Genomic DNA, 23,894 nt, shown 5'->3' with positions numbered 1-23,894 from the left:
AATAAAAGGTGTTTTCCATATGTGAAGAAACCTTTTATTTTTTACTTTCTTAAATTTTGGTTGTAATTAAAATGCATGTGAATCTATTCTGGGGATGTGCTGTTGATTTTGCTATGAATTAAAAACTTCCTTTTTAGTAGTAGAAGCTGCATCTAATAAAAGGAAAACAGCTGCTATAATATGTAGAACGACGTCTATATAAGGAAAGAAGGCAACTAGAGTAACGATAATACCTATATAATGAGCGTACGTATTCATGCCTGCTTTGTTAGCTAATAAAATAGTAGTAATATGTAAAGCAATCAATAGTAGTAAAGGTATCCCGTCTAGGTTAATAAAACTTGGAGATAAATAATAACAAGGAAGTAATAATAGGTGAGAGATCCCTGTAGTCCACTTTAGTGCTTGTATGTAAGTTTTCAAAGTAAATCCTCCTAAAATAATTAATATCTATATATTACCAAAAATAATAGGTAATTGGATATTAAATACTTGTGATTTTTAGTAGAATATAATTGTTTTATGTTAACTAATGGTTTCGTTATCTATAAAATAGAAAAACCACCCAAACGAGGGTGGTTCGTATTATAAATAACTATTTAAAGAAGAAAGGGGAACCTTCACCTCACTACCTTCCTTCATATTCCGCAGCATAACGGTTTCTGTACTAAGTTCTTCTTCCCCAATAATAAGCACATAAGGGATGTTTTCCTTATTGGCATAATTAAGGGCCCGTTTTAATTTGCGTCCTGCTAGTTCGAGTTCGACTTTTAAGGAAGTTGTAGAACGTAATTGCTGGGCAATTTGTAAACATTGTAATTCTGTCCCGAGTGGGATGATAAATACATCCGCTGTAGATGATATTGTTTCTTTCTGAGATAGTGCTGTGTAAATAACGTCTAAACCGAATGAAATACCGACTGTTGGATAGTTCATATTATCACCACGGAATGCTCCGATAATATTATCGTATCGACCACCGCTACCGATGCTGGATGTAATCGAGCCATCTTTTAAAAAGATTTCATACACGGTACCTGTATACATTGTAAGTCCTCGTGCTAAAAATGGATTGAATATAGCATTTTCATTTATTCCAAGGGCAATTAAGTATTGCTGTAATTGTTGTAGTTTGTTTACTCCATCGGCAACGAGTGGAGTATTGAAAGCGTCTTTAAAGTCAGCAATTGAAAGCTTTAGACAAGATAAAACGGTATTACATATCGTATCAGCCATTTCTTCAGAAATTCCGCGTTCTAATACATCTTTTCGTACACCATCAATCCCAATCTTTTCGATTTTGTCTAATGATAAAATGACGTCACTCGTTCGTTCAGTAGGGATGTTAATGGACTCGAGAATACCATTTAACAATTTTCGGTTATTATATTGGATCGTTACTTCTAAGTTTAGCGTTCGGAACAGTTCAAACGCCATACTCATAAGTTCCGCCTCTGCCATGACTGATTCTACACCGACTATATCAACGTCACATTGAATGAACTCACGAAATCTTCCTTGTTTAATGGGCCCATCTCGAAAGACTTTTCCAATTTCATACCGCTTAAAAGGGAGGCGGATGTTCGGATTCATTGCCACGAATTTTGCGAATGGAATGGTTAAATCGTAGCGTAAGGCAAGGTCACGTTTTCCTTGATCCCTAAGCGTATATATTTCTTTTAAAATTTCATCGCCACCGCCGTACTTGTAAGACATAAGCTCATATATATTTAACGTTGGTGTTTCTAACGGTTTACATCCGTATCGTTCGAACGTGTCTTCACAAGCTCTTTTAATTTTATTTCGCAACACTTGTTCCTCTGGTAAATAGTCTTTCGTTCCTTTTACATTTTTCATTTCCATTATAATCACTCCTTTTTAAATTAAAAAAAGCTATGCAGGTATAAAAATACCCACATAGCTTTATGGACGCTTCGTGGGTCAACAGGAAAAGCCCTGTACCCACGAAGAAAAATTTTTCTTCGGATACACGGCGTTACGTATGATGATGAAGTTGGAAAGAAGTATTTAAATTTCGCATGACAAATCTCTCCTTAACATAAGTTTTTCCAAATTATATCAGATGATTTTTGAATTATCAATATTTTTAGTTTTGAAATATACGTGAAGTTATGTAGAAGAAATGGAAAAGAGTGTATAATAAAACTTAATAATATGAAATAACCTTTTAAGGAGCTCACTATGAAAAAAGATAAAACAAATGCGATGCGAATATTAGATAAAGAAAAAATCGAATATTCGATGATGTCATATGATCCAGACGATGGAAAAATTGATGGCGTATCAGTAGCTGAGAAAATTGGACGAGAAGTGAGAGAAGTATATAAAACGTTAATTGCTCAAGGGAATAGTAAAAATTATCATGTGTTTATCATTCCGGTAGATGAAGAACTGAACTTGAAAGCAGCAGCAAAATCAGTTGGTGAAAAGAAGATTGAAATGATTCCCGTAAAAGATATTACGAAAGTATCAGGATATATTCGCGGTGGTTGTTCACCAGTAGGAATGAAAAAGTTATTTTCTACATGCATTGATGAGAGTGCTCAATCGCTTGAAACAATCATAGTGAGCGGCGGGAAGATTGGTATACAAATTGAGCTGAAAGTGGATGACTTAGCGAAAGTGACGAGAGCGCAGTTTGGTGAAATAATGAAATAATGATACATAGGAAAAGAAGTTCTAGTTTTATTGAGTTTAGATAATAATTTATAGGGTAGCTAGTCCGTTTTGTCTTAGAAAGGTGTAGATTTTTTGAATACGAAATTAATCATAGTAGAAGGGCTTCCTGGCTTTGGGAAATCCACCACTGCAAGCTTGCTTTACGATATTCTAATTGAAAAAAGTATTGACGCTGAGTTATTTCTTGAAGGGAATCCGGACCACCCTGCTGATTATGATGGGGTATCTTGTTTTGATAAAAGTGAATTCGAAAGTTTGTTAGTGAATAGTGGTAATTTTAAGGAAGTAATTAGTGATAGAGTCACGGAGCGAGAAAACAATTATTTATTGCCATATAAAAAAATTAAAAATGAATACAGCTCTAATTTTCCTGAAAATTTATTAAATACCATTTTCAAAAATGATATATATGAATTACCGCTAGAGAGGAATATTGAATTAATAACTGAAAAATGGAGGGATTTTGTTGAAATAGCCAACAACGAAAATAAAATTTATATTTTTGAATGTTGCTTCATACAAAATCCATTAACAATCGGGATGGTTAAATATGGTGAAAAAAAAGAGAAAGTTATAAGTTATATTAATGCATTAGCGAAAATCATAGAAAAATTAGATCCAGTATTGTTATATATAGAACAAGATGATTTGGAATTCTCATTCAGAAAGGTATTTAATGAAAGAGCAAAAGAATGGTCTGCTGGATTTATTGAGTATTATACAAATCAAGGGTATGGGAAAATGAAAGGCTATCACGGTTTAGACGGAACAATTAAAGTTTTAGAAGCAAGAAGAGATATTGAAAGAGAAATATTTGATATGTTAAATATAAAAAAGACAAAAATTGATAATTCACAGTATGAAGCTATCAAATATAAGTCAATGATAATTGGAAAATTGAAATCACTTGAATTTCTAGATTAATGTAGTGCTTTAAGTGAGCAAGAAACTAAGGGTTTTTAACTTCAGCTTTCGAAAATTATACAAATAATCTGTTCACTGGATTCTCATAGAAAACTGTAGTGAGATGAAATATTTGATGTTGAAGCATGTCAAAATCTTAACTAGATGGTTAGTATCGGTACCCACAATAAAAAGGCAGGAACATATCAAATATGTTCCTGCCTTTCATTTTAGAGAGATGTTTCCTAACAGTTGATTTTGTTAACGAAAGTCGACTTTAAATCCATATTTTGTATAGAATAAAGTACATATAATAAAAGTATGAGGTGATACAGTGAGAGAGATTCATATTCATAAAATAATTGCGGATAAGAGAAAAGAAACGGGAATTACGCAGGAAGAGTTAGCAGCGTATATCGGTATTACGAAGGCGTCTGTTTCCAAATGGGAGACAGGGCAGAGTTATCCGGATATTACATTTTTACCACTGTTAGCATCGTACTTTAATATAAGTATAGATGAACTAATCTGTTATACACCACAAATGGAACAGGGAGATATTAGGGATTTATATCATAGACTAGCGGAAGCTTTTAGTGAAGAACCGTTTGATGAAGTAATGATGGAGTGCAGGGGAATAATTAAAAAATATTATTCTTGTTTTCCATTATTACTTCAAATGGGACTACTTTTTATTAACCACCATATGTTAACAAAGGATACGGATAAAAGAATTGGAATTTTAGAAGAGGCAATGTCTCTTTTTAGCAGGGTGCAGGAAGAGAGTGATGATGTTTCTCTTGTGAAAGAGGCGGTATCGTTTCAAGCAACTTGCTATCTTATATTCAATAGACCAAATGAGGTGCTTCAATTACTTGGTGAAACGATACGTCCTAATTTTCCAGAAGAGGATTTAATTGCACAAGCGTATCAAATGCTTGGAAATGCTGAAAAGGCGAATGAAATGATGCAAATTAGTATGTACCAACATTTAATACACCTCGTTGCGACGATACCGAATTATGTAGTAGTAAATGCTTCAAACACTGAAAAGGTAGAGGTAATTTTAAATAGAGCTTTCCTGTTAATAGATATATATGAAATAGAAACATTACATCCCAATATGACTTTAAAAGTATACTATGCTGCTGCACAAGTATATTGTATGCAAGGGAATTTTGAAAGAGCATTAGAAATGTTACGGAAATATGCAGCGGTTTGTGCGTCTAGCTTTACAATAAATAGTCTGCATTTACACGGCGATTCATATTTTGATGCGATTGATGGATGGTTTGCAGAATTTCCGCTTGGCGCTAAAACGGTTAGAAATGAGGATATTATAAAGCGAAGCATGCTACAAGGTATTGCAGAGAACCCCATTTTCGCATCGATGAAAGATGTAAAAGAGTACAAAAATATAATAGCGAGTTTGAAATTTAAATTGGATATAACAGATTAGAGGGAGGACAAATATGATGACCTTTGACGAATATGAAGTAGCGATAAATAGTGAATTTACTTTGCAAGGTACGATTACTAAACCGAAAGCTGACGGGAAGTATGCTGCTGTTGTCATTATCGCTGGTTCTGGAGAAGTTGATCGTGATGGAATGATTGTACCGTTAAAGCTTGCGTCGAATATTTACAAAGATTTAGCACATGTAATAGCGAGACTTGGAGTAGTAACGCTCTGCTTTGATAAGCGCGGGGTAGGAAAGAGTGAAGGGGAATTTCAGAAGACTGGAATGTGGGATTTAGTTAATGACATAGAGGCTATGATTACGTATGTAAAAGAACAGCCATTTGTTGATTCGGAAAATATCATTTTAGTTGGTCATAGTGAAGGGTGTATGTTAGCAAGTGTAATAAACGCAAGAACACCAGTTAATGGACTCATACTTCTTACAGGAGCTGCGGAATCATTAGAAGAAGCTACGAAAAGACAAAGAGAAATTGCTTATAAAGAATTAAAAGAACAAAAGGGAATAAAGGGAAAACTAATGCGCCTTCTCAATGTGGAGAAACGTGGAGAGAAGCAGATGGGAAAAATAAAAGAGAAAATGATGAATACAGAAAAAGATACAATTAAAGTTGGTTTTAAACCGATGAACGCAAAATGGTATAGAGAGCATTTTCAGCATGATATTTATAAAGATTTACAACAAGTAACATGTCCAGTACTAGCAATTGCTGGTGATAAAGATTTTCAGGCGAATCCTGAAAAAGCGAAGAGAATTGGTGATTATGTACAAGGTGATTCTGAAGTATACGTAATAAAAAATATGGATCATACCTTAAAGTATTTTGAAGGAGATTTTAAAGCGTTACAATTTAAAAAGATTTATACGGAAAGTGCAGATAAGCCGCTTCATCCAGAGTTGGAAGGAATAATTGTAAATTGGATGGATGCGCGTTTTATCTCGCATAAGATCCCTGCATCAACATTAAGTGAATATGAGGGAGATGGAAAGGAGAGTAACTGTCTGTAAAAGACGGATTGGTTTAGATTAATAATAGGTATAAGTTCTTTAGTAGTTTCAAGCATATCTCCCTGACCGTACATTCTATAGTAAGATAATAAGCTTTTGTTATTAGATTGCTATAGTAAATCCTCTTAATCAATTCAATATACTACTAAATTCTGTATAGGGGTGTTTATATAAGGTTCGAAGTATAAATTCATATTCCGCTTCAAAACTTTTATCTAAATCAATATAGGTGTAGGCTCAAAGTAAAGTTAGAACAATTATATAACCCCCTATAAATAATCCAGGCTATTTAATATTAGGAGGAAGCCAACTATACACATAATCCATGACAGAGCTGATCCTGAATGATTAGCGATTTTCATTCGAAGCCTCTCGAGAGATTTTTGCATCCATCGACCAAATAGGAGATAGAGGAGAAACAGCAAGAGAGAGGGCAATACCATGATAAAGTTGTATCCAGCTAAAATAGAAGACCATTCTATCCATGATAGATTAGAAGTAGTTAATATGCCGATTGCTGCAAAATAAGGGAATGCAGTTCCCACTTCAATTAATGTAGTAGTGAATCCGAGCGCAATTATTGAAAGAATGCTATTTGATTTTGGTGAAGGGAGCTTTGAACTTTTCTTTGGTGGAATATAAAAGCTTGCGATGAATAATAGGGCTCCAATAATAAAGAACGTCCAGCTTACGATTTGGTTTTGAAATACGCCAGAAATAATCTCAAACAAAAAATCTAATCCTAGCATGAGTGAAACTCCAACAACAAAATAACATCCAGCTACCGTCAATAAATAAACGAATAAACGTTTCGTGAGACGCTCTTTATCTGTTAAAAGTAGATATATTGTTACTCCTATTGTAGTAGGGCTTAGCGTGTCCAATATAGCTAATCCGCCTATTAGGAGAAGGTGTTCTGTACCCATCGTGCTTTCCCCCTTATTTCGGCTCAGGATTATTTTTTTCAGTCATAAAAATGGCATATGCCTCGTTCATAAACTGAAGCACATCTTGATCAATTGGATATAAACTAAGTTTCTCTGATTGTTTGGGAGACATCCTTATCTCCCAAAGCTTATTTAGAAATTCATCCTCACCTTCAAATTCTTCTAAGCGTTTTTCCTCCATTCTTCTTATGATATTTTGAACTTTTGTTGCTTTTGGACCGTCCTTCATATAACGCTTTAACTGGCCGATGAGAGCAATCCATTCAAGTGAATCAGAACAGTCACTTGCCATTTTGGGAACCTTTTCCAATAGTTTTATTTCTTTTTCTTTAAATACAGATTCGCGATAATACTGTTGTATATCTTTATCTTTGCTGGATAATTGCATAATCTTCTGAATCGCAATCCAGCTTTCTTCTCCTTCTATCGCAATTCCATTTATCAATTCCCGTAAGGATAATTCTATTTTCTTTAAATGTTCCTGCTCTTTTATGACATAAGATAATTGACTCTGTAAACTATCCGACCAATTCCACTCATTGAAGTCGAGCATATTTTTAATCTCTTGTAACGGAAATCCAACCTTTTTTAAAAATTGAACTTGCTGTAATTTTTTTATTTCTTCATTTGTATATAAACGATGGCCACCCTCTGTTTTGGATGCTGGTTTTAATAATCCGATTTTATCGTAATAACGCAGTGTCCTTACTGTAACGCCTGTCAGTTCTCCAACTTTATTAATGTGTATCAACGGATAAACCTACCTTTCTGTACGTTAAGATTTTATCGTTAACGATTATTTTCTTCAAACCACATCTATTTTTCTTTACTAAAAATGTTTTTAAGTAAGTATCCTGCTCCTAGCCCAATTAGTACACCAGGAAAGGCATGATCCAATGTCATTCCGATCCCTGCACCTATAATGACGCATCCATAAATAATAATATCGCCTTGCTTCATCTAAAAACCTCCTATTTTTTTAATTTCTTTTATGAAATTGCTAAATAGTAGCTACTTAACAGTATATAAAATGACCCAACGTCAACTTCAAGTGTTTTTGATTTTTATTAATAAATTTATATAACTCTTTAACAGAAGGCTTAGTTTCGAAATGTTTTTATGGACTTATCGTTCCGAAAAATTTATACTAAATTATATAATAGGGGGTGTTGTTAAATGGGTAGAAAGATTAGTTTTAACAAAGAACATGCTTTAAATAAAGCGATGCATTTATTTTGGGAGAAAGGTTATGATGCTACGTATATTTCAGAGCTTATTGAGACAATGGGTATAAGTCGCTCTACTCTGTACGATAGTTTTGGAGATAAGGATGCACTATTTAAACTAGTTTTGGAACATTATAAAAATTATGGCTCTCAAAAGAGAAATTTACTTTTTAGTGGTATAAACACAAAAGCATCACTTCAATCCTTTTTTTATCAACATATTGAAAAATGTTATTCAGATGAAATTCCAAAAGGTTGTATTATAACAAATTCTTCACTGCTTATTGGACAAATTGATCCTTCCATAGAAGAGATACTCATAAATGATTTTAATGAACTTGAAAAAGTATTTAAGCAAGTTATCGAAGAAGGAAAAAAGAAAGGCGAAATTTCACAAGAGGCTGATACTGAATTAGTTGCATATTCTTTATTAAGTTTAAATCATAGCCTGAATGTAATGTCCAAATATAAAAAAGAGAAAAATCTAGCTTATAATCTAGTGGATAAGACTATAGGAGACATATAGTCTTTATTTTTAAAAATATTTTGGAATGAACGTTCCGGAAAAAGGGAAGGAATGATAAAGTTGACTAAAAAGGAAAATTTCCTAATCTTTATTTTAGCAATTAGTTGTGGTTCACTTGCTGCAAATATTTATTATGCGCAACCAATTGTACAATTCATTGCAAAGGACTTGAATATCTCCTCTGATTTATCTGGATTGCTCACTACTTTTACGCAAATTGGGTATGGATTGGGATTGTTTTTAATCGTACCAATGGCAGATTTATTTAAAAGTAAGAAAATAATAGGGGGTCTTATCGGGCTTACTATTCTTTCATTAATTAGTGCGTTAATTTCGACAAATGGAATTGTTTTTTTACTATTAACAACTATAATTGGCATTGGAGCTTGTGCGGCTCAAATGTTAGTTCCGCTAACAATGAGGATTGTGCCTATTGAAGAGACGGGGAAATATGTCGGTAAAGTAATGAGTGGTTTATTGATTGGGATTATGATTGCTCGCCCATTATCGATCGGAATAGCTGAATGGTTTGGCTGGAGAATGGTATTTCTTTTTTCATTAATAGTCTTAGTTGCTGTCTTACTGTTAATTATAAAATTTTTACCCAACTATGAAGTGGTATCGACTAGTAACATGTTATATCCAAATTTAATAGCTTCTATGGTAAAACTACTTATACATACTTCTCCGTTACAACAACGAGCTTTTTATCATGCATGCTTATTCGCAACATTTAGCCTTTATTGGACAGTTATTCCCATTTTATTAAGGTCGGAGCCATTACATTTCTCAAATAATGAAATTGCATTGTTTGGATTTGTTGCAATAGCTGGAGCTGTATTAACTCCTACTATTGGTAAAATAGCAGATAAAGGTTATATGTTTACAATGACTAATCTATCAATGGTGCTCGTACTATTATCTGTTGTACTACTATTTTTTGTTCAAGATCATTCACTGTTTAGTGTGATTTTAATACTTATTTCAGGCATTAGCATCGATATTGGTGTAGCAGGAAATTTATTATTAGGTCAAAAAGTTATCTTTAGTTTGAATCCCGAGATAAGAAACAGACTGAATGGATTATATATGACCATCTTCTTTTTGGGGGGAGCCTTTGGTTCATGGGTTGGAAGTTATACGTACTATAAATTTAATAGTGAAGTAACTTTACTCATTGGAGCAGCTTTTCCTTTAATCGCCTTAGTTGTTCATTTCATAAAGAATAATACAAAAAAATTATCGAAAACCAAAAGTGAGTTCATATCATGACTATGTATGTCTCTAAAAAGTCAGGGTTAAAATCTAGTCTGGGATACCTTTGATGGGCAAGGGAATCTTCACATGCCCATCAAGCTAATTAAAGTTTCTTTTTCACAGATAGAAAGGAAATGAAATCATGGAAAAATCAATAAAAAGTGAATTAATTGGAATGTTTATCTTTAATGAAATTTTTCATACATATGAACAAAACGAAGGAAACGTACATTGGGGATTGGATATTGGAAAAGAGCTTGTACATGTACATGAAATGATGAAAAGAGCAGAAAAGCTTTATGTATGTTTAGAGGAATTTGATAAAAAAGCTAAGGTCGCTATAGCGAAAGAATTAATAGAGTATAAAAATGATTTTTGGCCTGAATATGATGAGAATGATGAACATTTAGATTGGGATGCTGTAGATGCAGGAGAATATGATATGACGAAAGAAACATTTGAGCAATCTATTACTCTTATGGACATTGTAATTAGAGAAAATGATATATATTGCGAATACAATGATGGAGATGTATTTGGTGGCCATAGAATCCATGCTTCTTTTGACAATGAGTACAATTTATTAGCTGCAGAGATTTAGTTTTGAGAGATAAAAGTAAAAAGGATTGATTACTATAATCAATCCTTTTTGTCATTATTATAAGATAACGGTGAAATACTAGGTAGAGAGTTGCATAGTTTTAACGTATTATCCGAAAGGAGTCTCCTTCCTGGGGCGTGTGAAAGGCGATAGTCTAGCAGTAGGTGGGAGATGAATTTCGGTTTTGTGTAGCCAAACATTTGGTTTTCCTATTTATTTCGCCCTTGATATAATCAGTCTTATAAGAGGTAACGTTTGGTATAACAATGAAAGTAGATAATAATCTTGTAGGTTGTGTGATTACCGTCATAGCTTATGGGAAATGAAGCGGAAAATGAGGTGAATGGATATGGCAAAGCAGAATAAGGCGTACAAATTTCGTCTGTATCCCACAGCAGAACAAGCACATCTCATACGTAAAACGTTCGGATGTATACGCTTTGTGTATAATAAAATGCTGGCTGAACGGAAAGAACTATATTTATAAAGATTTAAAACAAGTAACATGTCCGGTACTAGCAATTGCTGGTGATAAAGACTTTCAGGCGAATCCTGAAAAAGCGAAGAGAATCGGTGATTATGTGCAAGGGGATTCTGAAGTACATGTAATAAAAAATATGGATCATACCTTAAAATATTTCGGAGGTGATTTTAAAGCGTTACAATTTAAAAAGATTTATGCGGAAGGTGCAGATAAGCCGCTTCATCCAGAGTTAGAAGGAATAATTGTAAATTGGATGGATACGCGTTTTATCTCGCAATACGAGGGGGAAAAGACTTCCAGCTCAATATAAGGCGGAAGTGAGAAAGCTTAATTGTTTGTAAAAGATCGGTTGTTGTAGGTGGGTTTAGTTTAGTATTCAGATTATAAGTTTTTTGCTGTATTTTTTATTTCGAAATACAAAATACGATTAATTATTCTTTTGAAAAACGAACATTAAAAACACTTTAAATCTAAATGTTCACATTTAGATTGCGTGCACACTAAAAGTTTGATATATTACCAATATAATAATTTTACACATCATCACTCGTATATACTCGGTAATATGGTCCGAGCGTTTCTACCTAGTTCCCAATGAAAGAACTGGACTACGGGTTAAAGTATTCGGCCGTGCTATTTCATGAGCGCTACCGATCTATAATTTGGCATTTGTTTTATCTTTTGCTTAATTAACTTTGACTACCGTAGTTCTAGAAAGTAGAGATTCTTCTACAATTTCTAGAACTTTTTTTGTTTGGACTAAAAGCATCGAGTATAGAAAACAACAAGAGAAAGAGGAGATTATTTATGAAGAAGAATACGTTGAAAAAATGTGCCGCCCTAGTAACTACTGTTGCATTGTCATTATCAATACTTGCGGGATGTAATGTGACTCCAAAACAAGTTGAGGCAAAAAGTAATCAACAACCTATTTTAATTCAAGGGCCAATGCCGATAGAGGCTGAGAAGTTTGCAAAAAGGTTAAAAAATGTGAAAGAAGAAAAGTCTGGAACTTTCGTATTTTATAAAGGCACTGTCGACAATTATCCTGTAATCGTAGCGAAAACAGGTAAAGGAATGGAAAATACAGCAGCTGCTACAGCAGTGGCTATTGAAAAATATAAGCCTAAGGCGATTATTAACCAAGGAACATCAGGTGGACACGATCCAAATTTAAACGTATTTGATATTGTTTTAGGAAAACAAGTAGCAAACATAGGTTCATTAAAAACAACAAATATGGATGAGAATCAAGGGATTGAACCGACAAAATGGATTTCAATGGACTTAATGGCTTCTGAAGGAAGTGCAGGAGAAGATCCAAATGCTGAGAAAGTCCGATACTACGAGGGAGATAAGGGTTTACTTGCAGCAGCTAATGTGGTAAAAGATAAATATACAAAAGGTAAAGTGGTTGAAGGGACTATAGGTTCAGCAGATGTTTGGAATAATGAAGTTGATAGAATTAAATGGTTCCATACAAAATACGGTACATCTGTTGAAGAAATGGAGGGTGCTGCCGCAGCGCAAATCGCAAAAGCTTATGACGTACCATTTTTAGGAATTCGAGTGTTATCTAACAATAAAACAAACGGCGGAAAATACAATCCAAATACAGCAGCGGCAAATCAAGAATATGTATATGAAGTAATTAAAAAGTATATAGATTCGATACCAAATAAATAGTAGTAGTTCTGTCTCAATATAAAAATGTTATCATTACTGCACAATGTGTTGTGAACTCAGAATTGACACAGTTTCTTTAATTAAAATAGATTGGTGCCTACATGGTATCCAATCTATTTTTGTACTTATTCTTCAGAGGGAGAAGGGTTTTACACCAAAAAATAAAGACAATTATAGAAAAAGGAAAAGTCGAACTATCATCTTAATTTTTATTCAAAATGTTTTTTGAACGATTTATCAAATATGCATAATTGCATGAAAAAATTGAAATTTATAAGTTAACATTAAACTACTTTTTAATTGTAAAGAATATTTTAATAATCTTTACTAGAGAAGGATATTCCTTGAGAAGTAGATAAACAAAAAGTGTGGAAATAATACAGAATCAATAGAGTTTTGTATTAAATAAAAAGAAAAGGATGGGTATGGCTTTCTAAAAGTTTTTGGGGGTTAGAAAGCATTTTTTAGTTAATAGCTTCAAATTATATTTTAAAGGGGAAATGGGTATATGAAATTTCGAAATACAAAGCTTGCTATGGTTACACTATCTTCATTTTTTATTTTAAGTACTGCATCTCTATCATTCACAGATATCATACACGGTGAAGTAGCTTCTGCATCACCACAAGAGATTACTGTAAAAAGCTATGATGATACATATTATAATAATGCAATAGGAAAAACGGGTTTAGAGTTAAAGAAGGAACTTCATAATATTATTGATGATCATACAAAGTTATCATACAGTGCGGTTTGGGAAGCACTAAGAGATACTGATGAAGATCCAAATAATAAAAACAATGTGATACTCTTATATACTGGGCGTTCGCAAGGGAAACTTACGAATGGTTCGGGAGTTGATAATTGGAACCGAGAGCATGTTTGGGCAAAATCTCACGGTGATTTTGGAACGACTGCAGGAGCTGGAACAGATTTGCATCATTTAAGAGCGACGGATGTATCTGTAAATAGCTCACGTGGAAATCTGGATTTTGATAATGGTGGTGTGAATCATTCGGAAGCGACAGAATGTAAATATGATAGTGATTCTTGGGAACCTCGTGATAGTGTAAAAGGAGATATCGCTAGAATGCTATTTTACATGGCTGTTCGTTATGAAGGAGACAACGGCGAAATAGACTTAGAATTAAATGAAAAGGTGAATAACAATAAAGATCCATACATGGGCAAACTATCCGTTTTACTAAAATGGAATGAACAAGACCCGGTAGATGATTTAGAGCGAAAGCGTAATGAAGTGATTTTTACAAAATATCAACATAACCGCAATCCTTTTATTGATCATCCTGAATGGGTAAATAAAATTTGGAACTAAAATATTTAAAGGTATTTTACCTTGAGAAAAGGGATTAATCATTATGATTAATCCCTTTTTATATCTATACTAGAATAAGTGATTTTTATAGGATTGGAGAATAGAATCGATATTTTATTAAGTAAAGTATAATATGAGTCTTTTAATACGGTCCCCACTCAATATTCACGCCAATAATAAGAAAAATAAGTCCGATGATAAACCAAATGAATGCAAGTGGAGCCATGAAGCGAATCCATTTGCCGTAAGAAATGCCGCTCGCTGCGAGTACGCCCATTAAAACACCGGAAGTTGGATTGAGGCAGTTTACTACACCTTCTCCAAGCATAACAGCTTGTACTGTAACTTGACGTGTAATGTGCATGAAATCAGCTAATGGAGCTAATATCGGAATGAAAATAACAGATTCTCCTGTCCCGGATGAAATGAGGAAATGTAATGCGGCACTACTTACATACATGCCGATAACGCCAAATACAGGGCTTTGTCCTTCGAGAGACTGTGCGAGTTGGTTAACGATTGTATCAAGTAATTTGCCTTGTTCTAAAATGACTGAAATACAACGAGCCATTCCGACGATCAAAGCACCGTATATGAGATTTTGGCAGCCTGCTAGAAAAGTAGAAGCGATATCGTTCGCTTTCATACCACCTATTATTCCAGCTGTAATTGCTATGAAAATAAAAGTAGCGGTCATTTCTGCGTCAGTCCAATGTAGACGAAAAGCGCCTATTAAAAATACAATTAATGATAAAGCTGAAACGAGTAAAATTAATTTGTGACGTATTGTCCAAGGAACTTCAGTTTTCTCTAGTTCTTTCTCACTTGAAAGAGCATTACTTGGAAACCAGTTATCTCCGAGTATGCTTCCTTTATTCGGTTTCTTCAAACGTTTTACGTACCAATTAATATATAAAATGGTAGCAATTAAAAAAGAGATATAAATTGCCGTGCGTAAACCAATCCCCGAAAACATCGGAAGTTCTGCAATTTTTTGTGAAATGCCTAAAGGTGAGGGAGATAAAATAGTAGCATTAAAACCAGCATAAGTGCCTAAATAAATAATTGCTACACCAACGATAGCATCCCATTTTAATGTGCGTGCAACGATGATACCGATGGGGATAAAGCCGATAACTGAGTTAACGATAATACCAGTCGTTCCGAGAATAGAAAAGAGTGCAGCGACAATGCAAATGAAAAGTAATTGCTGATTGCGAAATTTATTAATAACATGATAGATTAAACCGTCAAGAGCGCCTGTTTTTTCAAGAATGGCGATGGCTCCACCTGTAAATAAAATTAAAAAGATGATTGGAGCAGCAAGTGTCATTCCTTTTTCAATAGCGGTAAAAAAAGAAACAAATCCTACCGGCGATTGTGGAACAGAATGATAACTTCCTGGTATTGTCGTTGTAACAGTACCGTTTGTAACTCTTTTAAACTCCCCAGCAGGAACGAAATATGTAGCAATGGCACAAAGTAAGGCAATAAAAAATAGTAGTACGTACGCGTCAGGCATTTTAAACTTTCGTTTACTCGGCTGCTTTTTTACCTCGGTATGTAATTGCATAAAACCCCTCCTTTTTCACTTAGTTAATTTTTAATATTCTGAAATTTATCTGTGAAATAGATTATAATAAAGGTGGCTTCTTAAGGCAATAGTTTTTCTATCCTTTTTCTGCACATACAAATTCTTGCAACATTAGACAGGGAAACGAAAATAATCCAAGAATATGTTATATAGAAAGAATAAGGAAAAGAGGGGAAAAAAGATGTGGAAAACTACGGATCTATGTGATGAGTTTGAAAAGGAATTACAAATATGTCGCCAGTCATTTCGGTCTTTTGGGAAGAAAGAACAATTTCACGGGAAAATTGCAACGGTGAAAGTGAAGGATGATAATGTACTAGTGAAGGAAGGATTGCAAACATTACCAGAAGGAACGGTATTAGTTGTTGATGGCGGAGCGTCTACGAATTGTGCGTTACTTGGTGATAATTTGGCAGCTATTGCGGAGGAAAGAAAGCTGGCAGGAATTATTATAAATGGATATGTTCGTGATTCTAGTGAACTAAAGAATATTAATATTGGTATTTTAGCGTTAGGGACGATGCCAAATAGAAGTATAAAAGAAGGAAAAGGAGAGCGGAATATTTCGTTGCAATTTGGACAAGTAGAATGGAAGCCGAATGAATATGTTTATGCGGATGAAGATGGCGTCATTATTAGTGAAAAGAGTTTGCATCGTTAAAGGATAGTAAACTACTATTCTTAGAAAATAAATCCGATAAAGCATGGACAAAATTCTTTGTCAATAGTAAAATAATACAGAAATTTATAATTAACAGAATGTATAGGTTTATCGTTTTACGATAACTTGAATGGAAGTCAGTTTTGCCTAGAAAAGTGAATGTTATCACAATGATACGTTCATAAACAAAATTATTTTTCCTATACAAATATAGCCGCGAATGATGCGGGTAGGAGGTGTTGCACAGTTTGTTCGACACTTACAAAAAAAGAGTGTCAATTGCACGCCCTTGAAGGGCCTTTTTTTGTGTAAATAGTAGTAAGGGAGGAAATTTTGGGATGGCAATGTTGAAAAAATGGCTGCTTACGTCGTTAATGGCAGTTACACTCGTATTTGTTTCTTTTGCGAATACAGTACATATTACGTTTGCTGAAGGAAATACAGCAAAACTTGCAATTATTGGTGAATCACAAAAGGGCATTATGTTATGCCCGAAAGAAGAGCAAATTACAGATGGGGAAACAGCTTTAAGTTTGCTGCAAAAAGTCATGGGGGACAAAGTAACAGCAGAGACGATGTCTTTTGGAACGTATGTCAAAGGCATTGACGGCTTAATGGCTGGGGACACTAGCGGCTGGTTGTATGATGTAAATGATAAATCTGCAGAAGTTGGAGCAGATAGTTATAAATTAAATGCTGGAGATGTTGTTGTCTTTCGTTTTGTTGCAGACTGGAGCAATATGAGCCAGGAAACATTACAGCATACATTGGATAAATTTGGTACTTGTAAAACTGTAGAAGAACCAAAGACAGATGACCCAAAACAAGAAAAACCCGAAGAACCAAAAACAGATGATCCAAAACAAGAAAAACCAGAAGAACCAAAAACGGATGATCCAAAACAAGAAAAACCAGAAGAACCAAAAACGGATGATCCAAAACAAGAAAAACCAATCCAAAACAAGAAAAACCAGAAGAACCAAAAACGGATGATCCAAAACAAGAAAAACCAGAAGAACCAAAGACAGATGATCCAAAAAACCAGAAGAACCAAAAACAAATGATGAAAAGGTAGAACAACCAAAGCAAGAGAACATTCAAGTTCCAGTGGCACAAGTAAATGACGCGATCTTTAAGACATCTGAAAAGATGTTACAAGATGGAATTGAAAGTGATTGGGTAGCTTTAGGCCTTTCTCGTTCTGGAAAGAATGTTCCAATTGAGGCGAAATTAAATTATGTTAAGTCAGTAACTGAAAAAGTAGAAAAGCGCATTAACCGTTTTTCAGCGACAGATTTAGCTAGAACGATTATTATGATGAATGCAATGCAAGCAGACCCTACAAAGGTTGGCGAACATAATTTAGTTCGAAAATTGTACGAATCAGATAAAGTGAATTCTGTTACAGGTTATACATTTGCTTTACTTGCATTTGATACGAAGAAATATGAAGTGCCAGTGAATTCAAAATGGAATCGAGTTGCTTTAGTAGATGCGCTTTTAAACTCACAGCATACAGATGGTGGCTGGACTTACGATAGCGCAAGCAGTAAAGACAGTGCTAGTAGCGTTGATGTAACAGGTATGGTTTTATCAGCATTAGCTCCTTATCAAGAACGAGAAGATGTGAAACCCGCTGTGCAAAAGGCTGTTGCCTATTTATATAACGAACAGCTAGAAAACGGTGGTTTTTCTGCTGATGGACAAGAAAATTCTAATAGTGTTGCACAAGCAATTATTGGATTATCTCTTGTACAAGATGTAGATCAAAATCGTCTACATAAGGCAATGCAAAATCTACTGTCATACCAACTTCCAAATGGTGAATTCAAATGGTTACCAAGTGATCAAAACGGTAGCGGAATGGCTACAGAGCAAGCATTCTTAGCTTTACTCCAGTTTAAAGATCTTGGAAAATCGATTTATGACTGGTCAACTGTATCTGTTCCTGAAATTGATACGAAACCAAATGTGGATGCAGAAAATATTGTAGTAGAAAAAGAAGTTACTGAGCAACCAGAAGAACAAAAACAAGTACAACAAGAAACGAAAGATGACACTCTAAAAGTTGTTGTCGATAACGAACCAGTTAAAAGCAAAAAGTCAGGAAACGGTAGTACGTTACCAAAAACAGGAGCATCTTCTCATAGTGCAGCTACAGAAGTAGGTATGGGTGTATTATGTATTGCTTCTGCATATGTATTATGGAGACGTAAAGCAGCTTAACAAAAATTAGGAGCAATCATTTGCTCCTAATTTTTAATATGAAAGGTGAGAGACAACATGAGTAAGATGAAGTGGTTGATTTCTTTAATGCTTTCACTTGGGCTACTTGCCGGGTGTGAAGAGGCAGCTGTAAAGCCTGAGAAGAAAGTAGAACCAAAGCAAGAAGAGGTAGCAAAACAAGAAGAGAAAAAAGATGAAGCGAAACCGGAAGAAAAACCGGAGGAAAAACAAGCTGAACAAGAGCAAAAGCAGCAAGAAGAGCAGAAAGAGAAACAAGAGCAAAAAGTAGAAGAGAAGCCGAAAGAAGAAAAGGCACAGGCACAACCGGAAGTAAAGAAAGAAGAGAAACCTCAGGAACAGCCTGCTATTAAGCAACCAGAACAGCAAAAAGCACAAGAAGAGAAACAACCGAAAGCGCAAGAAATAAAAGAAGAAGCGAAGGTTGTGAATCAGCCGAAAGAAACACCGAAGCAGGAGCAGAAGGTTGATCCGAATAAAGAGCAACAAGCAACTGTACCAACGCCACCAACACCGGTACCAGATCCAGTACCGCCAGTGTCAGTGCCAGATCCAGTAATACCAAAACCAAAACAAGTCACTATCTCAGTAAAAGGTGATAAAGGGTACTTATTAGGTGCGAAAAAAATGGATGTACAAGAAGGCGATACTGTTTATAAAGTATTGCAGCGTACAGGTTTAGATGTGGATGCAATGGGCTCTAAAGGTGATATTTATGTAAAAGGTATTAATGATTTATATGAAAAAGATATTACAGATACTAGTGGATGGAAATATCGTGTGAACGGTGCGTTTCCAAACCATAGTGCAGGTGTAGTAACAGTTAAACCAGGAGATACAATTGAGTGGGTGTATGTATTAAAATAAGAAAGGCATTCGGTAAAGGACTATGAAAATAAGTTTTTCTTCTTTACATCCTTTTGTGAATTTTTTCTATTATATCGGGGTGATGATACTATGTATGATGTGTCTTCATCCTCTTTTTTTAATTGGAGCAATACTATTAATCGTCATAATCAATATAATGCAAGGGAATAGTGAAAAGATAAGAAAGATGTTACCGAGCACAATCGTTTTCTTTTTTATGGTCATTTTATTTAATTCGTTATTAACACATAGAGGGCGAACTACGTTATTTTGGTTAGGTGATAGCCGTATTAAGCTTGAGGCGATTATGTTTGGAGTAGTAATGGGATTATTATTAGTTGCGATTATGTTTACGTTTGCTTCGTATAATGATATTATTTCGAGTCATAAATTTTTATATTTGTTTTCTAGAATTTCACCGAAAGTAGCATTGTTAACGATGATTACGGTGAGGTTTGTTCCTTTGTTTATGAGGCGATTACAGAAAATAACACTCGTTCAAAAAACGAAAGGTGTACAAGTAGACGCAGGTTCCATTGTAGAACGGGTGAAAAATGGTATGCAATTGCTGCAAGTATTATTAATTTGTTCATTAGAAGATGCGCTGCAAACAGCAGATTCTATGCAAGCCCGTGGATTTGGTGTAACGAAGCGTACGACATATATTCGGTATAGAATGGAAAGACGAGATTGGTATACGCTCAGTTATTTAAGTATTCTACTTATCATTGCTATTATATGTAATACGTATGGCGGGGGAAAGCTAATCATTTATCCGAAAGTCGAATCTATTCTATTTCAGCAATACGATGGAGTAATGTTCGGAGTATTTATGATGTTTATTAGTCTACCAATTATAATGGAAGGAAAGGAATGGATATGGTGGCGCATGCAGAAATAAACAATTTATCATTTGTATATGCTGATGAAAACGAATATGCGTTACAGCATATTTCTCTTTCTATTCAAAAAGGAGAGTTTATTGCACTTGCTGGAGGGTCAGGCTCTGGAAAGACGACTTTATTGAAGCATTTTAAAAAGGAATTACTTCCAATCGGTACACGTTCAGGAGAAATTTTTTATGATGACGTTTTATTAGAGGAAGTACCTGATTTATTATCTGCACAAGAAATTGGTATGGTATTTCAAAATCCAGAAAATCAGCTCGTAATGGATACGGTCATTCAAGAATTAGCATTTTCTTTAGAAAATATCGGGTTACCATCACAGATTATTCAAAAACGAATAGCAGAGCTTATTAGCTTCTTAGGATTTCAAGATTTATTGCACCAATCTGTTCATACGTTATCTGGCGGGCAAAAGCAGCTCGTCAATTTAGCTGCGGTATTAGTTATGCAGCCAAAACTATTATTATTAGATGAACCGACGGCGCAGTTAGATCCAATTGCTGCGAAAGAGTTTTTAGGATTGTTAAAACGTATTAACGAAGAACTTGGGATTACGATCGTTTTAAGTGAACATCGTTTAGATGAGGTGATACCACTTGCAACACGCGTTATTTGTATGGATAACGGCCGAATCGTTTATGATGGCAGTCCTAAAACGGTTATAGCGAATATGTGGGAAGTAGAAAAATTTTGTCCATTTATTCCGCAAATTCCAAGATTGTTTTTAGAGTGGAATGTAGAAGATATTCCATTTACAGTGCGAGAAGCACAAATGAAACTGAATAACTTTTCAGAGATATCATATGTGAATGAGCAAATAGCACAAAGTGAAAAGCACGAAGTTATTTTAAGTGCAGAGCATATTTCGTTTCAATATGAAAAAAATAGTCCACTTATTTTACGAGACTTAACCGTATCGATTGAAAAAGGGAAATGGGTAGCTCTCGTTGGAAAAAACGGTACAGGGAAGTCTACACTGTTAACGATTTTGGCGGGATTACAAAAAGCGAGAAGAGGGAAAGTAAAGTGGAATGGGAAAGTGATACATAAAATTGATTCGAAAGAACGATTTAAAAGGATCGGGTATGTATCGCAGCATCCGTATTATCATTTTACATTTGATACAGTGTGGGAAGAAGTGTATGAACGTGCACGTGAGTTATACGGAGAACAAGGAAAAGAAATAGCAGAAGATATGTTGAAGAAGTTTTGGTTGTATTCGCTTAAAGAACGCCATCCGCATGATTGTAGCGGGGGAGAGCAACAACTACTTGCGTTATGTACAACGTTATTATCAAAGCCGACTTTATTGTTACTTGATGAACCGACAAAGGGATTAGATCCGTGGAAAAAAGAAAGAGTAGGAGAGCTATTTAGAAAGCTGCAAAAAGAAGGTACAACAATTGTAATGGCAACGCATGATATTGAGTTTGCAGCGAAATACGTTGATCAATGCATGATGTTATTTGACGGAGCAGTCATTATGAATGATACACCGAAAGAATTTTTTAGTGGCAACTTCTTTTATACAACCTCTATTAATCGATTTATTCGAAAAGAGTTACCATATGCATTAACGTGGGAGGATGTGTACGAAGCGTGTCCAAACGATATGTTGCATTCATAATATGTATTTTTGCAGTAATAATAGGCACACTACTCTTTACTACACTTATCATGGACGGTTATTACATGTTAAGTAGTTTGTTTTTATTAGTTGTTATTATGTTACCGTTTTATATCCGTTTTGAAAGAAAGGCTTTTGTTTCACGTGAAATTGTGCTCGTTGCTGTGTTAGCGGCAATTGCAGCAGTTAGCCGTGTACCATTTTCTATTTTACCAAGTGTACAACCGACTTCATTTGTCATTATCGTTTCTGCAATTGTGTTTGGGAGTGAAACTGGTTTTATGATCGGTGCAACAGCGGCTATCGTATCTAACATCTTTTTAGGACAAGGTCCGTGGACGCCGTGGCAAATGTTTTCTTGGGGCATGATTGGTTTTATAGCTGGATTATTACGTAATACATTTTTAATGAAAAAGCTATGGGGAAGGCTTCTATACGGATTGTTTGTTGGATTTTTATTTGGCTGGATTATGAACTTATGGGGGCTTCTCGGTTTCATACGTGAGGCAACGTGGGAAGCAGTCGTTTCGTATTATATTGCAAGTTTTTATTTCGATTTGAGTCATGCAATTTCGAATGTTATTTTCTTACTACTATTTAGTACGTCTTGGATTACGATTCTTACGAGATTTAAAAAGAAATACGGCATATTAGATAAGCATAACATGGCATAGAAAAGCATACTCATATAAGGTAGGGTCGCGACTTACATATTCGTTTGCCTCTTTCATGCTTCTTACACATTGTAAGGAGCATTTTTTATTGTCAAAAAATAGTCCAATATATATACGTTACTATATAAAATTATTTGTATAATAGTAGGTGAGAACTGCTTTCAAAAGGGAGGTGTATAGTTAATGAAGTTAGTTATTCCGAAGCAACACGGTGCATGGGCCATGCTCGTTATACCATTTCTATTAAGTGTCATGCTTGGGAAACCTACTATGTATCATATTCCATTGTTTTTAGCTTGGTTCTTTATCTATTTAGCTACGTATCCATTTCTTACGTACATAAAGCAAAAACGAAAAAAAGAGTACTTACATGCTGCAATTGTATATTTTATCATCGCTTTCGTATTTGGGATGATCTCTCTATTATATGAATGGCGCATTCTTTTATTCATAGCAGTAATGATTCCGTTATTTATAGTAAATATGTATTACGCCCGTCAAAAGAATGAAAGAGCGTTACTAAATGACATTAGTGCGATTATTGTTTTCTGTATTGGTGGTTTAGTTAGTTATTATTTTTCAATGAAACTTATAGATAAAACAGCATTATTTATTGCGCTTATTTCATTTTTATATTTTTTAGGAAGTACATTTTATGTAAAAACGATGATTCGCGAGAAAAATAACCCGAAGTATCGTCTTATATCATGGGGGTATCATATTGTATTAACAGTCATTGTCTTTGCTATCAATCCGTGGTGTTCTCTTATTTTTATACCGAGTGTCATTCGAGCAATTATGTTATATGGCAAAAAAATTTCTATTATAAAAGTAGGGGTTTTAGAAATTGCTAATTCTGTATATTTTTTAATTATAACGGTAATAATTATGAAGTATGCCATTTGAAAAAACTTCCCACCTTATGATGGGAAGTTTTTTCAATCTTGTTCTAAAATATGAACCGTGTAATCACAGCGTTGAATAGCTTGTTCGATCGCATAAAGTGATTGTTCAATACGAGCGCGATTAAAATCTTTTTCAACAGTCTGTAGCGCTTCTTCTAAACAATGTTTTGCTTCTTGTAATGATTGAAAAGAATTTTGGACATATCCGCGAGCATTTTCGTGCATTTCATAATCCTCCTTGCATATTCATATATGTATA

Annotated in this window: 22 protein-coding genes, 3 pseudogenes and 1 riboswitch; of the genes and pseudogenes, 18 read left to right on the top strand and 7 right to left on the bottom strand. The window is 34.5% G+C overall.

Annotated features, from left to right (window positions below):
- Positions 1-111: 111 nt before the first annotated feature.
- Both DT250_RS01120 and DT250_RS01115 read right to left on the bottom strand, forming a co-directional pair.
- Positions 112-423 carry a hypothetical protein gene (locus tag DT250_RS01120; RefSeq protein ID WP_088064040.1) on the bottom strand — a complete coding sequence of 104 codons (312 nt, stop codon included), beginning with the start codon at positions 421-423 and terminating at the stop codon, positions 112-114.
- Positions 424-585: 162 nt separating this feature from the next.
- The gene (locus DT250_RS01115; protein ID WP_088064039.1) at positions 586-1,863 is read right to left on the bottom strand and encodes a histidine--tRNA ligase; all 1,278 of its coding nucleotides are present in this window, start codon (positions 1,861-1,863) and stop codon (positions 586-588) included.
- A gap of 339 nt (positions 1,864-2,202) precedes the next feature.
- Between DT250_RS01115 and ybaK the strand changes: the two genes are divergently transcribed.
- The 4 genes from ybaK (at position 2,203) to DT250_RS01095 (ending at position 6,092) form a co-directional block, all read left to right on the top strand.
- Positions 2,203-2,679 carry a Cys-tRNA(Pro) deacylase gene (gene ybaK / locus DT250_RS01110; protein WP_088064038.1) on the top strand — a complete coding sequence of 159 codons (477 nt, stop codon included), beginning with the start codon at positions 2,203-2,205 and terminating at the stop codon, positions 2,677-2,679.
- A 93-nt stretch (positions 2,680-2,772) separates the two neighbouring features.
- Complete coding sequence (locus DT250_RS01105; protein WP_088064037.1) at positions 2,773-3,624, top strand: P-loop NTPase family protein; 852 nt, start codon at positions 2,773-2,775, stop codon at positions 3,622-3,624.
- Positions 3,625-3,937: 313 nt separating this feature from the next.
- Complete coding sequence (locus tag DT250_RS01100) at positions 3,938-5,062, top strand: helix-turn-helix domain-containing protein (protein ID WP_088064036.1); 1,125 nt, start codon at positions 3,938-3,940, stop codon at positions 5,060-5,062.
- A 13-nt stretch (positions 5,063-5,075) separates the two neighbouring features.
- On the top strand, positions 5,076-6,092 hold the full coding sequence (locus tag DT250_RS01095; RefSeq protein WP_149212345.1) for an alpha/beta hydrolase family protein: 1,017 nt from the start codon (positions 5,076-5,078) through the stop codon (positions 6,090-6,092).
- Between the two features lie 269 nt (positions 6,093-6,361).
- Here DT250_RS01095 and DT250_RS01090 read toward each other — a convergent pair whose 3' ends face one another.
- The 3 genes from DT250_RS01090 to DT250_RS31530 form a co-directional block, all read right to left on the bottom strand.
- The gene (locus tag DT250_RS01090; RefSeq protein WP_088064035.1) at positions 6,362-7,018 is read right to left on the bottom strand and encodes a GAP family protein; all 657 of its coding nucleotides are present in this window, start codon (positions 7,016-7,018) and stop codon (positions 6,362-6,364) included.
- A gap of 13 nt (positions 7,019-7,031) precedes the next feature.
- On the bottom strand, positions 7,032-7,790 hold the full coding sequence (locus tag DT250_RS01085; protein WP_088609515.1) for a MerR family transcriptional regulator: 759 nt from the start codon (positions 7,788-7,790) through the stop codon (positions 7,032-7,034).
- Positions 7,791-7,855: 65 nt separating this feature from the next.
- On the bottom strand, positions 7,856-7,999 hold the full coding sequence (locus DT250_RS31530) for a hypothetical protein (protein ID WP_179196846.1): 144 nt from the start codon (positions 7,997-7,999) through the stop codon (positions 7,856-7,858).
- Positions 8,000-8,215: 216 nt separating this feature from the next.
- Between DT250_RS31530 and DT250_RS01080 the strand changes: the two genes are divergently transcribed.
- The 7 genes and pseudogenes from DT250_RS01080 (at position 8,216) to DT250_RS01050 (ending at position 14,155) form a co-directional block, all read left to right on the top strand.
- The gene (locus DT250_RS01080) at positions 8,216-8,791 is read left to right on the top strand and encodes a TetR/AcrR family transcriptional regulator (protein ID WP_149212344.1); all 576 of its coding nucleotides are present in this window, start codon (positions 8,216-8,218) and stop codon (positions 8,789-8,791) included.
- A 51-nt stretch (positions 8,792-8,842) separates the two neighbouring features.
- The gene (locus DT250_RS01075) at positions 8,843-10,063 is read left to right on the top strand and encodes an MFS transporter (protein ID WP_179952820.1); all 1,221 of its coding nucleotides are present in this window, start codon (positions 8,843-8,845) and stop codon (positions 10,061-10,063) included.
- A 127-nt stretch (positions 10,064-10,190) separates the two neighbouring features.
- Entirely contained in the window at positions 10,191-10,649 is a 459-nt protein-coding gene (locus DT250_RS01070) for a DUF2262 domain-containing protein (RefSeq protein WP_149212342.1), read from the top strand.
- A 349-nt stretch (positions 10,650-10,998) separates the two neighbouring features.
- Positions 10,999-11,130 (top strand): annotated as a pseudogene (locus tag DT250_RS01060) (helix-turn-helix domain-containing protein); the annotation flags it as partial.
- A pseudogene (locus DT250_RS31525) lies at positions 11,129-11,443 on the top strand (alpha/beta hydrolase); the annotation flags it as partial. The pseudogenes DT250_RS01060 and DT250_RS31525, both read left to right, overlap by 2 nt.
- A gap of 217 nt (positions 11,444-11,660) precedes the next feature.
- Positions 11,661-11,764, top strand: a riboswitch (purine riboswitch).
- A 176-nt stretch (positions 11,765-11,940) separates the two neighbouring features.
- Positions 11,941-12,819, top strand: coding sequence for a 5'-methylthioadenosine/S-adenosylhomocysteine nucleosidase (locus DT250_RS01055; RefSeq protein ID WP_149212341.1), 879 nt, complete (start codon positions 11,941-11,943; stop codon positions 12,817-12,819).
- A gap of 508 nt (positions 12,820-13,327) precedes the next feature.
- Positions 13,328-14,155, top strand: a complete 828-nt coding sequence (locus DT250_RS01050) for an endonuclease I family protein (RefSeq protein WP_144525088.1) — start codon at positions 13,328-13,330, stop codon at positions 14,153-14,155.
- Between the two features lie 142 nt (positions 14,156-14,297).
- Here DT250_RS01050 and DT250_RS01045 read toward each other — a convergent pair whose 3' ends face one another.
- Positions 14,298-15,728, bottom strand: coding sequence for a YfcC family protein (locus tag DT250_RS01045; RefSeq protein ID WP_149212340.1), 1,431 nt, complete (start codon positions 15,726-15,728; stop codon positions 14,298-14,300).
- Between the two features lie 202 nt (positions 15,729-15,930).
- On the opposite strand from DT250_RS01045, the gene rraA reads away from it, so the two are divergent.
- The 7 genes and pseudogenes from rraA (at position 15,931) to DT250_RS01010 (ending at position 23,636) form a co-directional block, all read left to right on the top strand.
- The gene (rraA, locus tag DT250_RS01040) at positions 15,931-16,410 is read left to right on the top strand and encodes a ribonuclease E activity regulator RraA (protein ID WP_149212339.1); all 480 of its coding nucleotides are present in this window, start codon (positions 15,931-15,933) and stop codon (positions 16,408-16,410) included.
- Between the two features lie 338 nt (positions 16,411-16,748).
- Positions 16,749-18,636, top strand: a pseudogene (locus DT250_RS01035) (DUF4430 domain-containing protein).
- A gap of 57 nt (positions 18,637-18,693) precedes the next feature.
- A complete protein-coding gene (locus DT250_RS01030) occupies positions 18,694-19,521 on the top strand; it encodes a DUF4430 domain-containing protein (RefSeq protein WP_149212338.1) in 828 nt (275 codons plus the stop codon).
- Positions 19,522-19,543: 22 nt separating this feature from the next.
- Positions 19,544-20,422, top strand: coding sequence for an energy-coupling factor transporter transmembrane component T (locus DT250_RS01025; protein ID WP_088064026.1), 879 nt, complete (start codon positions 19,544-19,546; stop codon positions 20,420-20,422).
- Complete coding sequence (locus DT250_RS01020) at positions 20,395-22,056, top strand: ABC transporter ATP-binding protein (protein WP_149212337.1); 1,662 nt, start codon at positions 20,395-20,397, stop codon at positions 22,054-22,056. The genes DT250_RS01025 and DT250_RS01020 overlap by 28 nt, the downstream gene beginning before the upstream one ends.
- Complete coding sequence (locus DT250_RS01015) at positions 22,029-22,730, top strand: ECF transporter S component (RefSeq protein WP_000044898.1); 702 nt, start codon at positions 22,029-22,031, stop codon at positions 22,728-22,730. Before DT250_RS01020 ends, DT250_RS01015 begins: the two co-directional genes overlap by 28 nt.
- 183 nt (positions 22,731-22,913) lie before the next feature.
- On the top strand, positions 22,914-23,636 hold the full coding sequence (locus DT250_RS01010) for a YwiC-like family protein (protein WP_149212336.1): 723 nt from the start codon (positions 22,914-22,916) through the stop codon (positions 23,634-23,636).
- Positions 23,637-23,668: 32 nt separating this feature from the next.
- Here the strand turns inward: DT250_RS01010 and DT250_RS01005 are convergent, their stop codons facing one another.
- Positions 23,669-23,860, bottom strand: a complete 192-nt coding sequence (locus DT250_RS01005) for a hypothetical protein (RefSeq protein ID WP_000545003.1) — start codon at positions 23,858-23,860, stop codon at positions 23,669-23,671.
- Between the last annotated feature and the right edge of the window lie 34 nt (positions 23,861-23,894).

Source organism: Bacillus sp. AR2-1 (assembly GCF_008368755.1).
Lineage (GTDB): Bacteria > Bacillota > Bacilli > Bacillales > Bacillaceae_G > Bacillus_A > Bacillus_A wiedmannii.
Note: the sequence above shows the minus strand (reverse complement) of the source record. Positions and strands in the feature narration are given on the sequence as shown.